The 11,076-nt window shown below is 61.9% G+C and carries 14 protein-coding genes; 4 read left to right on the forward strand and 10 right to left on the reverse strand.

Features of this window, described 5'->3' with window-relative positions; translation table 11 throughout:
• Nucleotides 1-189 precede the first annotated feature (189 nt).
• The 3 genes from AACV02_RS30555 to AACV02_RS30565 all read right to left on the reverse strand — a co-directional run bounded on the left by AACV02_RS30555 (nucleotide 190) and on the right by AACV02_RS30565 (nucleotide 2,208).
• On the reverse strand, nucleotides 190-1,149 hold the full coding sequence (locus AACV02_RS30555; protein ID WP_119736033.1) for a quinone oxidoreductase family protein: 960 nt from the start codon (nucleotides 1,147-1,149) through the stop codon (nucleotides 190-192).
• Nucleotides 1,150-1,180: 31 nt separating this feature from the next.
• A complete protein-coding gene (locus AACV02_RS30560) occupies nucleotides 1,181-1,354 on the reverse strand; it encodes a DUF1427 family protein (RefSeq protein WP_106579632.1) in 174 nt (57 codons plus the stop codon).
• An 89-nt stretch (nucleotides 1,355-1,443) separates the two neighbouring features.
• Entirely contained in the window at nucleotides 1,444-2,208 is a 765-nt protein-coding gene (locus tag AACV02_RS30565; RefSeq protein WP_119736035.1) for an AraC family transcriptional regulator, read from the reverse strand.
• A 119-nt stretch (nucleotides 2,209-2,327) separates the two neighbouring features.
• Between AACV02_RS30565 and AACV02_RS30570 the strand changes: the two genes are divergently transcribed.
• Complete coding sequence (locus AACV02_RS30570) at nucleotides 2,328-2,600, forward strand: hypothetical protein (protein ID WP_119736037.1); 273 nt, start codon at nucleotides 2,328-2,330, stop codon at nucleotides 2,598-2,600.
• Between the two features lie 37 nt (nucleotides 2,601-2,637).
• On the opposite strand, the gene AACV02_RS30575 is transcribed toward AACV02_RS30570, so the two are convergent.
• From AACV02_RS30575 to AACV02_RS30585, 3 genes are all read right to left on the reverse strand, one after another.
• Entirely contained in the window at nucleotides 2,638-2,808 is a 171-nt protein-coding gene (locus AACV02_RS30575) for a metallothionein (RefSeq protein ID WP_106579629.1), read from the reverse strand.
• An 87-nt stretch (nucleotides 2,809-2,895) separates the two neighbouring features.
• The gene (locus AACV02_RS30580; RefSeq protein ID WP_106579628.1) at nucleotides 2,896-3,351 is read right to left on the reverse strand and encodes a DMT family transporter; all 456 of its coding nucleotides are present in this window, start codon (nucleotides 3,349-3,351) and stop codon (nucleotides 2,896-2,898) included.
• A gap of 4 nt (nucleotides 3,352-3,355) precedes the next feature.
• Nucleotides 3,356-3,844 (reverse strand): DMT family transporter, encoded by a 489-nt coding sequence (locus tag AACV02_RS30585; protein WP_094952967.1) that lies wholly within the window; start codon nucleotides 3,842-3,844, stop codon nucleotides 3,356-3,358.
• A 117-nt stretch (nucleotides 3,845-3,961) separates the two neighbouring features.
• On the opposite strand from AACV02_RS30585, the gene AACV02_RS30590 reads away from it, so the two are divergent.
• The gene (locus tag AACV02_RS30590; protein WP_119736039.1) at nucleotides 3,962-4,894 is read left to right on the forward strand and encodes a LysR family transcriptional regulator; all 933 of its coding nucleotides are present in this window, start codon (nucleotides 3,962-3,964) and stop codon (nucleotides 4,892-4,894) included.
• Nucleotide 4,895: 1 nt separating this feature from the next.
• On the opposite strand, the gene AACV02_RS30595 is transcribed toward AACV02_RS30590, so the two are convergent.
• From AACV02_RS30595 to AACV02_RS30605, 3 genes are all read right to left on the reverse strand, one after another.
• Nucleotides 4,896-6,215 (reverse strand): Nramp family divalent metal transporter, encoded by a 1,320-nt coding sequence (locus tag AACV02_RS30595; protein ID WP_106579625.1) that lies wholly within the window; start codon nucleotides 6,213-6,215, stop codon nucleotides 4,896-4,898.
• Between the two features lie 41 nt (nucleotides 6,216-6,256).
• Nucleotides 6,257-7,810, reverse strand: a complete 1,554-nt coding sequence (locus tag AACV02_RS30600; protein ID WP_119736041.1) for a DUF726 domain-containing protein — start codon at nucleotides 7,808-7,810, stop codon at nucleotides 6,257-6,259.
• An 87-nt stretch (nucleotides 7,811-7,897) separates the two neighbouring features.
• Nucleotides 7,898-8,680 carry an AraC family transcriptional regulator gene (locus tag AACV02_RS30605; RefSeq protein WP_119736043.1) on the reverse strand — a complete coding sequence of 261 codons (783 nt, stop codon included), beginning with the start codon at nucleotides 8,678-8,680 and terminating at the stop codon, nucleotides 7,898-7,900.
• Between the two features lie 97 nt (nucleotides 8,681-8,777).
• On the opposite strand from AACV02_RS30605, the gene AACV02_RS30610 reads away from it, so the two are divergent.
• Nucleotides 8,778-9,650 carry an EamA family transporter gene (locus AACV02_RS30610; protein WP_119736116.1) on the forward strand — a complete coding sequence of 291 codons (873 nt, stop codon included), beginning with the start codon at nucleotides 8,778-8,780 and terminating at the stop codon, nucleotides 9,648-9,650.
• Between the two features lie 81 nt (nucleotides 9,651-9,731).
• Nucleotides 9,732-10,133, forward strand: coding sequence for a RidA family protein (locus AACV02_RS30615; RefSeq protein WP_106579622.1), 402 nt, complete (start codon nucleotides 9,732-9,734; stop codon nucleotides 10,131-10,133).
• On the opposite strand, the gene AACV02_RS30620 is transcribed toward AACV02_RS30615, so the two are convergent.
• Nucleotides 10,123-11,019 carry a LysR family transcriptional regulator gene (locus tag AACV02_RS30620; RefSeq protein ID WP_119736045.1) on the reverse strand — a complete coding sequence of 299 codons (897 nt, stop codon included), beginning with the start codon at nucleotides 11,017-11,019 and terminating at the stop codon, nucleotides 10,123-10,125. The two genes, AACV02_RS30615 and AACV02_RS30620, sit on opposite strands and share 11 nt — an antisense overlap.
• Between the last annotated feature and the right edge of the window lie 57 nt (nucleotides 11,020-11,076).

Here is an 11,076-nt window from a genome sequence, read left to right on the forward strand (position 1 = left end):
CGGGCATGCCGAGCCTAGGCGAGGCACCGAGTGGTGGGGCAAAGACCTTTTGGTTACTTTTGGGGCGTTTGCCAAAAGTGACCCGCTGTAAGAGCGGAACCCTAAGTGGCCGTGACCGCAGCAACGGATATGTACTCAAACCGAGGTGATGCCATCCCAGGCAAGCCAGCGCCCACATTGGCGAGTGAGTTAAGGCACAAAGATGATCTTGTCCGCACTGCCCGTGTTCACTTCTTCGTAGCACTGCACGCCATCCGCCAACGCCACTTCGCGCAAGCCAGTGGGCAACGGCAACGACCCCTCATCAAAAAAACGCCCGAACTGCTCCAGCATCACCGCGCACTGCTCGCAGTTGTAGAGCAACGAGTTGATCCCCACCACCGAACCGCCTTTGCGATACAGCGCCAGAGCCGGCAGTTGCACATGCCCATCCACCGGTGCGGCGATAATTGCAATACGGCCGAACGGCGCCAAACCAGCAACAGACGCCGGCAACCAGAAACCGGTGGTGTCGAAGATTACATCCGCGCCGCCCTTGAACACGGCATTAACCTGCGCGCCCAACTCTTCCGGCTTGCCCAGCGTAATTGCCTCAAACCCTTGAGCCTGCAGCACCTCGACCTGATCAGCCTTGCGCACCGCCGCCAATACCTGCGCACCCCGGATTTTCGCCAATGCCAAGGCCGCGCTGCCCACGGCGCCATTGGCGCCAATCACCAACAACCGCGTGCCTTTAACCACACCGCTTCGTTCCAGTGCATCCCACGCGGTGGTATAGGGCACGCCAAGGCTGGCAGCCTGGGCAAAACTCAAATGCGTTGGCTTATGCGCCACACCCTTGGCCGACACGGTGAGGTATTGAGCGTGGGAACCATCGGCGAAAAAGCCGAGGTCGCGCCCGGTGCCCCACACCTCTTGACCGACCAGTGCCTGCGGCCCCTCGACCACAACCCCGGCAAAATCCCGGCCGGGAATACGCGGCAATGTGGTGTATGGGAAACGACCGAGCACGTTCTTGACGTCGCTGGGGTTCAGGCCGGCAGCCTTGATTTGCACCAGTACTTCACCGGCAGCCGGCACAGGCTTGGCGACGTCAACGAAACTCAGGGCGGCAAGGTCGCCGGTGGCGGAAAATTGCAGTGCTTTCATGGCCAATATCCATCGAAGGGAAAAAAGGGAATCAGGACAACCAACCGCTGACCCACTCGCGCCCCATGGGCCAGAGTTTCTCGCCAAGCAACATGCCCATCAGGCCCACCAGGGCAATGGCAGGCGGCGCGGGTGAGCGGAAGTCCAAGGCGCCGTAGATCACGCCGACAAACAGGCCGATGGCGAGGGAAAGCAGGTAGTTCATGAGGACGGCGCCTTGTAGGTTGATGCGCTCAGTGTAGTGAGCGCCTGCCTGAAGCATCGGCCAAGTGCTTCAGGATTTCGGCCAAACCCTCAACCTGTGTAGTGCGACGGCGCCACGCCAAGTTCACGCCGGAACATGTCGCTGAAGCTGCTGGGCGAATAGCCCAGAGACCGTGCAATGCCACTCACCGACTGGCCCTGGATCAGCTCCGCCACCGCCGTGGCCAGTTGCACCTGGCGGCGCCATTCGGCAAAGCCCATGCCCAGGTGGTTCTGGAACAGCCGCGCCAGGGTGCGCACGCTGGCACCGGCGGCCTCGGCGTGTTGCTCGAACGGGACCTTCAGCGACGGCGCCGCCATCACCGCCTGGCAGGCGTTGATCAAGCGACGGTCGGCGCCCACCGGCATGGCGATGCGGATCTGCGAACGACGGGCCCGCTGCAATTCCAGCAGGGCCAGGCCGACGACGGCGTCGTAGTAGGCCGTATCGCCGTTGTCGCCCTGGTCGACCAAGGTGACGATCAGCTCGCGCAACAGCCCGCCGACTTCAATCACCTGCACCTGGCTGTCCAGCGTCGCCGCCAGGGCCGGGCGCAGGTAGATATTGCGCATCTGCAGGTCCGAGACCACGCGGATGCCATGCTCCACGCCCGGCGGCAGCCACACCGCGCGCTGGGGCGGCACAACCAGCGCTTCGCGAGGCGTTTCGACCCACATCACGCCGCTCATGGCGTAGAGCAACTGGCCCCAGTCGTGGCTGTGGGGCTCGACGTACAACCCACGCGGGTAGGTGCGCGCCAGGGGTTGCACGGGCACGGCGTGATCACTGAGGTCGGGGGGCGCGGCCAGGGCCATGGGCTACACATCATCAAGGGTGAGCCGCCATGGTAATGACCGGCGCCCCACAATCCGAGTGAATTTTTACTGCCCGCAACGATCACTTGCTTACACCTTGAGAGTAGGGAGCTCTAACAATGGACGGATCAGAACCGGTCAATGGCAAGGCGCGCATCGACTACACCCAGGACACCTTATTCGGACCGATGGCCAAGCATGCCGAGTGCCAGGTGAGTGTTCAGCGCACACCGGAGCGCACCGTGCTGCGGGTGTTCCAGCCGCTGCCGGATGATCTGCACGCGGCGCAAACCGTGGTGTTTGCGCTCCAGGGGCGGCGGATCAGCGCGGTGGTCAAAGGCCGTCAGCGCCTGGCCGACCACAGCGTCAGGTTCGAACTCAAACCCCACTGAAAAGAGGCCGGTAACACCCGGCCTCCCGCCAACACGCTTAGCCGTGAGCCGACTTGGCGCACTCACAGCCCGTTGGCGCCATACACGGCTCACCATGGGCATGGTGCTCGGCACAGCCTTGGCAGCAATAGCCTTTACCGTCCTTCATTACCGCGTCGGCGCCCAGTACACATTTGCAGTGTGGGCAAGCACAGGTTTTATCTGGCATGGTCAGACTCCTTTTCATGGTCGTCCAAGTGCTGCGAACGCAGCACCTTAAGCAATGACTCCCGGCAACGCAGCAAGGTTCAGCCCATTAATCGGCCTGACGGGTATTGCTGCGGTACATGAACACCAGCGCCAGCGCCAGACAGAGCATCGCCACGATACGGCTGCCCGACAGTTCGATCGCCGGGTTACCCAGCCAGCCGAAGTTGTCGATCAGCATGCCCATGCCCAACTGCCCGACGATCACCGCCACCGTTGCCACCGCCGTGCCGACGATGGGCACCGCGCCGACCATCACCATCATGTACACCACGCCGAACAGCGCGCCGGTCAGTTGCCACTTGGGCACCTCGAGCAAGCTGACGGCCTGGGCCGGCTCGAAAAAGAAAATCAACAGCGCCGTGGTGATTGCGCCCACCGCAAAGGTCAGCAAGCTGCTGCGCAATACGCCCACTGCCTGGCCCAGGCGGCCGTTAATGGCCGCTTGCACACTCAGTACCGCACCGGCGGCAATCACCAGTACCAACAACAGAATCAGATTCATCGCCTTACCCTCGTGCAATCAGAACAAGTGCCGCCACAATCAGCGCCAACGCAATCCAGCGCTCACCATTGACCCGCTTGCGTGCCGTGCCAAACCAGCCGAAATGGTCGATCAACACACTCTTGCCCACCTGGCCCGAGAGGATCGCGATCATGGTCATGGCGATACCGATATGCGGCGTGGCCAACGTCAACACCACCACATACATCGGCCCCAGGAAGCCGCCGATCAACTGCCAGCGTGGCAGGTCGGTCAGCGCCGGGCCTTTTTGCGGGCCGCTGAACAGCAACAGCAAAAACAGGATCGCCGTGCCCACGCCGAAGATGCTCAAGGTCGCCCACAAGTGGCCTACCTGTACGCCAAGCGGCCCGAGCAACCCGGCCTCCACCGACAGGCCCATGCCCGCCAAAATCACCAACGGCAACAACAACAGCCGTAGAAGGTTTTTCTTCGGCGTGGCCTGAGCCACACCCTCGATCGAACTTGCCTGCATACATCACCTGCGCTTCAAGAAGTAGACATGGCGCGCATTATCCGGTGGCCGTGCTGTGCGATAAATGGGAGCATGCGGATAACACCTTTGCGCATAACGCACAGCTTGGAGACCATGATGCAGGGCTTGAATGAATTGAGTTTCAAGGCGTTGCGCCTGTTTGTCGCGGTGCTGGATCACGGCAGCTTTTCTGAAGTCGCGCGCCGGGAAAGCCTGGCGCCCTCCTCCATTTCTCGGCAGATCCAGTTGATGGAGCAGGCACTCGGCCAACAGCTGCTGTACCGCCACACCCGCGCCGTGAGCCCTACCGAGGCCGGGCGCCTGCTCGGGCATCATGCGCGCTTGATGCTGGAACAACTGGAAACAGCCGGCCAGGCGTTGCAGGAACAGGAAAGCGAACCCAGCGGCCTGGTACGCATCAACGCGCCGATGGTGTTCGGCCAGCGTCATCTATCGCCGTGGCTGGGCGAGCTGTGCCGGCGCTATCCCAAGTTGCAACTGGATATCCAGCAAACCGACACCTACGTCGACCCACTGCAAGACGGCACCGACTTGCTGTTTCGTATCGGCGTGCTCAACGATTCCGGCATGCAGGCGCGCATCTTCGCGCCGCAGCGCTTTCGCATCGCCGCCAGCCCTGCCTACCTGGCCCGGCATGGCACACCGCGCCACCCCGATGAGCTGGTCAACCATCAGTGCCTGGCCTACAAGGGCATCACCGGCCAGCAACGCTGGTTTTTCCGCCGCGACCAGGGCGATTGGACGCCCTACAGCGTCAAAGGCCCGATCACAGGTAACCACGCCGACACCCTCACCCACGCTGCCGAACAAGGCCTGGGGCTGGTGGTCTTTCCGTCCTGGCTGATCGGCGAAGGCTTGCGCGCCGGCACCTTGCGGGCGGTGCTGACCGAGTACGACGTGGCGACGACGCTTGAGCCGCAGCAGATTGCCGCGTTATGGCCCGGCAGCCGCCGGCTGTCATTGAAGGTGCGCACGGTGATTGATTATTTTGTCGAGTGTTTTGGCGCGGTGCCGTATTGGGACCGGTGATTCAAAACAACCACTGCCCGATCAACCACGCGTTCGCCCCGCTGATCACTGCAAACAGAAACCACGCCAATAGCCGCGTGGGCAGGCGGTTCACAAACGGCCCCATCAATTGCTTGTCACCCGTCATGCGGATCAGTGGGTACAGCGCGAACGGCAACTGCAGGCTGAGGACCACCTGGCTCAGAATCAGCAACTTGCCAATGGCATCGTCGCCCATCAGCCACACCCCCAAAAACGCCGGGATCAGTGCCAGGCCTCGGGTGATCAGGCGACGCTGCCAGCAGGGAATGCGCAGGTTGAGGTAACCCTCCATGATCACCTGCCCGGCAATCGTGCCGGTGAAGGTCGAACTTTGCCCGGAGGCGAGCAACGCGATACCAAACAGGACACTGGCAAAAGCCCCGCCCACCAGTGGGTCGAGCAGGTGGTAAGCATCCTGAATCTCGACCACGTCGGTGTGGCCAGTCTTGTAGAACGCAGCGGCGGCCAGCACCAGGATTGCCGCGTTGACCAGCAAAGCCAGGGCCAGTGAGCCGATGGTGTCGATACGCGCCAGTTTGACCGCGTCCTGTTTGCTGGCGAGGTCTTTGCCGATCAGCCGGGTTTGCACGATGGAGCTGTGCAGGTAAAGGTTATGCGGCATTACCGTGGCACCCAGGATACCGATGGCCAGGTACAACGGCGCAGCGTCGCTGATGGCCGACAGTGACGGGGCGAAGCCACTCAACACGTCCGGCCAGTAGGGTTTGATCAGCACCAGTTCGATAAAGAAGCACACGCCGATGGTCGCGACCAGCGCCAGCATGATCGCTTCCAGTCGGCGGAAACCACGGTTTTGCAAGGCCAGGATCAACAGCGTGTCGAACGCGGTAATGACGATGCCGGTGGTCAGCGACACGCCCAGCAACAGGTGAAACGCCAGGGCGCAGCCGAGCACCTCGGCAAGGTCGGTGGCGATGATCGAAATTTCCGCCAGCACCCACTGCGTGCGGGCCGAGCGTTTGCTGTAGCGCTCACGGCACAGTTGCGCCAGGTCTTTGCCGGTGGCGATGCCCAGCCGTGAACACAGGCATTGCACAGCCATGCCTGCCAGGCTGGCCAGCAGCACCACGAATAACAGGTTGTACCCGTAGCGCGAGCCGGCCTCGATGGCCGTGGCCCAGTTGCCGGGGTCCATGTAGCCAATCGAAATCAGCAGGCCGGGGCCGGCGAACATCAGCGCCCGTTTGAAAAACGAAGCCTTGGGGTCAACGATGACGGAGCCGGCCACTTCCGGCGGGCAGAATGGGGCAGTAGCGATTTTCGGCAGGCTGAATTTCACGCGGTATCCCAGGCAAACGTACAAGTCAGAGCCGCAGCTTATCAGTCCGACACGACCGTGCGCATCACCGTCTCCCGCGGCAGGTGGAACGTGTCCACGACCTGCACCACCAGGTCCATCTCCTGGTTCAGCGCCTCGCGCGCCATGCGCTGGCGAATCATGCCGATCATCAACACCGATAAAGTGGTAATCGAGTACGCCGGGCCGGAAAACGCCCGCACGCCCGTCACCAGCAGCATCGCCGCGGCCAATGCCTGGCCCACCACCGGAATCGCCGTGGCGGCACCGCGGCGCACGATAAACCCGGTCAACCCCGCCAACGCCGTGCCACTCAAGGCCGTGGTGGCCGAGCGGCCTACATCGAAGCGGTTGAACAAGCCCTGCTCTTTTTGCGCGGCCGCCTTGAGTTCGGCGTCGAAGGCTTGCCGGTCCGCACGGCTGAGCTTGTCCTTGTATTGCTCGATCAGTTTCTCCGCGACTTGGGACTCGATGTCCGCCAGCGCGACGGTTTCCAGCGCTTGGTCAAACTTGATCCCCAGGCGCTGCGCCACATCTTCGGCGATCTGGCGATAACTCACGCCATGGCCACGGGCCAGGTTCATAAAGCTGTCACCGCCCATGCGCTGCAATTCGATGGCCAGTTTCAGCGGTTCGCGCACGCCGGCATCGATCGATGCACTGCGTTTTTGCGCCATCAATTCGGCCAGGAATTTCAACTCGTCCGGCCGCGCCTGCACCAACGCCGGGAACAACTCCACGTCCTCCTCGGCAAAGCGCACTTCAGTGCTGCGCTGATCGGCGCGGATCATGCCGCGCCGTTCCTGCAACAGGTCGGTGTATTGCACCACCGTTTTCAGCTGCGGCCAGTAGGCGGCATGGTCGAACGTCGCCAGGTGCACATTGGTGACCTTGGCCTTGAGCGCCGGCGTGACATCAATTGCATAACGCCCAATGCAACGTTCGGTGTCCGGTTTCATGGCCAGCGCCCAGTCTTTGCTGGAGTGGCAGTTGATCACACGGCCCTTGAGCGGCGCCGACACTTCATCCCACGGGCTCGACGTACAGACCGCCCCGCCCATCAGCAACAGGTTATTCAGCGGCAGTTCGCGAGCCACCTCGGGGCTGGCCAGCACGCTCTTGACCAGGATGCGCGCGCCCAGCGAATGCCCGATGAGGTTGATGCGCCGTACCTCCAGCGACTCGGCGTGCAGGTAACTGGCCAGTTCAGGCAACAGGGTCTTGGCCACTTCATCGACGCGCGCCTCGACACTTTTGTAATGGTCGAGGAAATAGGCAATCGCCTTGCCCACGCCCACCGTTGCGGCGCCCAGGCCGCCGCCGCCAAGCATCGAGGTGATCACATCCTTGAAGGGCGCAAACAGGTTTTCGAGAAAATGCCCCGCCGGCCAGAACAGCATCAGGTTGGTCGAGCCTTCGATGCTCGCCAGCTGCTGCTTGAAATTGCCCAGTTGCTGGCGGTTGAAGAAGGCCGAATAACCGTGAACGTAGAGATTGAGCACATCCCCCTGAGGCTCGCCGCACAGTACAAACGTGGGCTTGCGGGTGCGGTGCATTTCATCCCACTGGTGTTGCATGGGCCGGTGACTCCTGGTGACGATGGACGGCGATAGTAACAAAGCATGACCTTGGTGAAGGTGAATCCTGACCGACGTGTGCCGTTTTCAGAACGCAGACGCTGCCCTGGATTTGGCCAGGTAGCGCGCGGGCGCGTCTCCCAGGTTTCGGCGGAACACCGCGGTAAAGGCGCTGGAACTGCTGAACCCCAACCCCAACGCCACCTCGGTAATGGAGGCGCCATGACTGAGCCGCGCAGTGGCTTCAAGCAGGCAGACCTGCTGACGCCAGGCCACAAACGTCATGCCGGTGCCTTCGTGGAAATGGCGAGTGAAGGTGCGTCGGCTCATGTTCGACCACTGGGCCATCTCATCTAGGGAGATGGTCTGCGCAGGGGCCTGCAGAAAACGCCGGCAAGCCTGGGCCAGACGTGGCTCGGCAGGCAACGGCGCGCTGAGGGGCACTTCGGGCATGGCGCTTATTTCATCGATCAACAGCGTCAATATGCACTGCTGACGGACCGTAATCGCAGCCGACGGCGCGATCGCCAGTGCCGCTTCCAACAGATGCCTGAGCAATGGCGACACCTCGAATACCTGGCAACGATCCCGCAGCCCTGCCCGCTTGGCAGCCTGGTCATCGAGGTAGGTATTGAGCATCACCACATCGCCGCGCATGTGCATTTCATGGGGCACACCGCCCGGCACCCAGATCGCCCGCTGCGGCGGCACCACCCAATTGCCGAGGTCGGTGAACATCCGCAACGCACCGGTAGAGGCGTAGGCAAATTGCCCGCGTGCATGGGTATGCCGCTCGAAGACGGTGCCGCACGCATAGTCGCGCAGCGTGACGACGGCTTCAGGGTCAGTGGCTTCAAATGTCGGGAGCATGGCCCGATAGTGTCAAATTATGACCTGACAAAGCAAGCGGGCCATACGGCCTCGCCCTAGCATGATGGCCCGGATCAACCCATTCAAAGGCCCGCTCATGCACAAGCAACACCTCGCCCTCGCCCTGCTCGTCACCCTGGTGTGGGGCTTGAACTTCCCCATTACCCAGTTGGGCTTGCGCTCAATCGACCCGTTTGTGCTGACCGGCATCCGCTTTACCCTCGCCGCGTTGCCGCTGGTGTTCTTCATCAAGCGCCCCGCCGTCAAGTTCGGCTATGTGGCGGCCTATGGCGTTATCTTCGGGCTGGGCATGTGGGGCGTGATCAACTACGGCATCCAGGCAGGCGTCAGCCCTGGAATCGCCTCGATGATCATTCAGCTCAGTGTGTTTTTCACGCTGGGCTGGGGCTATCTGTTGTTCAAGGAAAACATTCGCCGTGCGCAGTGGGTCGGCGCGTTGCTCGCCTTGATTGGGCTGGCGGGGATCATCTGCACCCAAGACGGCGAGCATGCGGTGCTCGGCGTGCTGCTGATCGTGCTCAGCGCGTTGGCGTGGAGCATCGGCAACATCATCATCAAAGCGTCGGGGGTGAAGGAAATTTTCTCGCTCATGGTGTGGGCCAGCCTGTTTCCGCCGGTGCCGTTGTGTCTGATGGCCTGGTGGATGCACGGCAGCACCGCGTTCGAGAACGTGCCCGCCAGCCTCGACCTCACGGCGGTGATGTCGATCCTGTTTCAGGTCTACCTGGCCACGCACTTTGCCTATTGGGGCTGGAATTCGTTGCTCAAGGCCTACCCCGTTTCGACCGTGGCGCCGCTGTCTTTGCTGATACCGGTATTCGGCATCGGCAGTTCGATGCTGATACTGGGCGAGCGCATTTCTACGCCCCACCTGGTCTTCATCACGGTCATCATCAGCGGCCTGGCGATAGGGCTTTACCGCAAGCCGATTGTGCAAACCGATAGATAGTCATGGCAAAAAACCGGGATGTTGTTCGCGCATTCAGTCCACTAGCATTCGCCCTGTCTTGTACTGAACCGAGGAAACACCATGAGCACACCCGAGTTTTTTGTCACCCCAGGTTATGGCGATTACCTGCGCGAACACCTGCACTATTCCCAGGCGGTCAAAGTCGGTAACCGCGTGGAAACCTCCGGCCAGGGCGGTTGGGATGATGACTTCCAGATCCCCGCCGACCTCGGCGAAGAAATCGCCCGGGCCTTTCATAACCTGGAGCGCACCCTGGCCAGCGCTGGCGCGCAGTGGGCGCATGTGATTCACGTCAACTCCTACCACGTCGGTGGCTTCCCACCGGAGGTCAACGAGGCGATGGTCAAGCAGTACCGGCGCTACATGCCCGACCACGCGCCGATCTGGACGCAGGTCGGCGTGCAGGCGCTGGGTCTGCCGACCATGCGTGTAGAGATTCGTGTGACCGCGATTATTCCCTGACACCGAACGTATGCATCACCCATTCGGTAAATACCTTGAGCCGTGCGCTCTGGTGACGGTTGGGCGGGTAAAGGATGTGCAGCGCCGTGGGCGGGCGCGACCAGTCCGGCAATACGCTGACCAACTGGCCGGTGTCCAGGTAGTACTGCACGATGGAGGTCAAATGCTGCCCGACGCCAAGGCCGGCGAGCAGCATTTCCTTGAGGCCATTGCCTTCGTTGGTCGAGAAGGCGCAGCCGTTGACCTCGATACGCTGCCCGCCCTTCTCGAAAATCAGCGGCTCCGGCTTGCCCGAGCCGGTGAAGAAATAACCGGCTTTGAGGTGGTTGTTCTGCAGGTCCTCGGGCGAGACCGGCAGCCCTCTGCGGGCAACGTAACTGGGCGCCGCGCAGGTCAGGTACTCAAGGTCAGCCACCTTGCGCCCGATCATTGCCATGTCGTCCAGCGTGCCGGCACGGATCACGCAGTCAACGCCCTCCCCGACGATATTCACGGCACGGTCACTGATCCCCAGGGCAATAGTGATGTCGGGGTACTGCCGATGAAAATCCACCAGCGCCGGGATCAACAGGCAATTGGCAAACGAGGCCGGTGCGTCCACGCGCAGATGCCCGCCGGGCTTGAGGATTTGCCCGCGCGCGGCGCTGTCCACTTCATCGAGCTCAGCCACCAGCCGGCGTGCATGGCCATAGTATTCGAGCCCTTCGGACGTCGGCGCCAGGGCGCGGGTGGTGCGGTGTATCAACTTGAGGCCCAGGTGTTTTTCAAGGTCGGTGATCAGCTTGCTGACCGTGGAGCGTGGCAGCGCCAGCTGGTCGGACGCACGGCTGAACGAACCGGTATCGACGACACGGACAAAGGCGCGCAGGGCGAGAAGTTGGTTCATGTGAGTGCCTCAATGCGACTTAGCCGGCGAAGTTGTCGATCATGACCTCGCCACCGG

Source organism: Pseudomonas sp. Larv2_ips (assembly GCF_963879675.1).
Lineage (GTDB): Bacteria > Pseudomonadota > Gammaproteobacteria > Pseudomonadales > Pseudomonadaceae > Aquipseudomonas.

Coding starts and splice junctions, on each gene's coding strand:
- AACV02_RS30555 (WP_119736033.1), bottom strand. CDS start 1,149: ATGAAAGCACTGCAATTTTCCGCCACCGGCGACCTTGCCGCCCTGAGT.
- AACV02_RS30560 (WP_106579632.1), bottom strand. CDS start 1,354: ATGAACTACCTGCTTTCCCTCGCCATCGGCCTGTTTGTCGGCGTGATC.
- AACV02_RS30565 (WP_119736035.1), bottom strand. CDS start 2,208: ATGGCCCTGGCCGCGCCCCCCGACCTCAGTGATCACGCCGTGCCCGTG.
- AACV02_RS30570 (WP_119736037.1), top strand. CDS start 2,328: ATGGACGGATCAGAACCGGTCAATGGCAAGGCGCGCATCGACTACACC.
- AACV02_RS30575 (WP_106579629.1), bottom strand. CDS start 2,808: ATGCCAGATAAAACCTGTGCTTGCCCACACTGCAAATGTGTACTGGGC.
- AACV02_RS30580 (WP_106579628.1), bottom strand. CDS start 3,351: ATGAATCTGATTCTGTTGTTGGTACTGGTGATTGCCGCCGGTGCGGTA.
- AACV02_RS30585 (WP_094952967.1), bottom strand. CDS start 3,844: ATGCAGGCAAGTTCGATCGAGGGTGTGGCTCAGGCCACGCCGAAGAAA.
- AACV02_RS30590 (WP_119736039.1), top strand. CDS start 3,962: ATGCAGGGCTTGAATGAATTGAGTTTCAAGGCGTTGCGCCTGTTTGTC.
- AACV02_RS30600 (WP_119736041.1), bottom strand. CDS start 7,810: ATGCAACACCAGTGGGATGAAATGCACCGCACCCGCAAGCCCACGTTT.
- AACV02_RS30605 (WP_119736043.1), bottom strand. CDS start 8,680: ATGCTCCCGACATTTGAAGCCACTGACCCTGAAGCCGTCGTCACGCTG.
- AACV02_RS30610 (WP_119736116.1), top strand. CDS start 8,778: ATGCACAAGCAACACCTCGCCCTCGCCCTGCTCGTCACCCTGGTGTGG.
- AACV02_RS30615 (WP_106579622.1), top strand. CDS start 9,732: ATGAGCACACCCGAGTTTTTTGTCACCCCAGGTTATGGCGATTACCTG.
- AACV02_RS30620 (WP_119736045.1), bottom strand. CDS start 11,019: ATGAACCAACTTCTCGCCCTGCGCGCCTTTGTCCGTGTCGTCGATACC.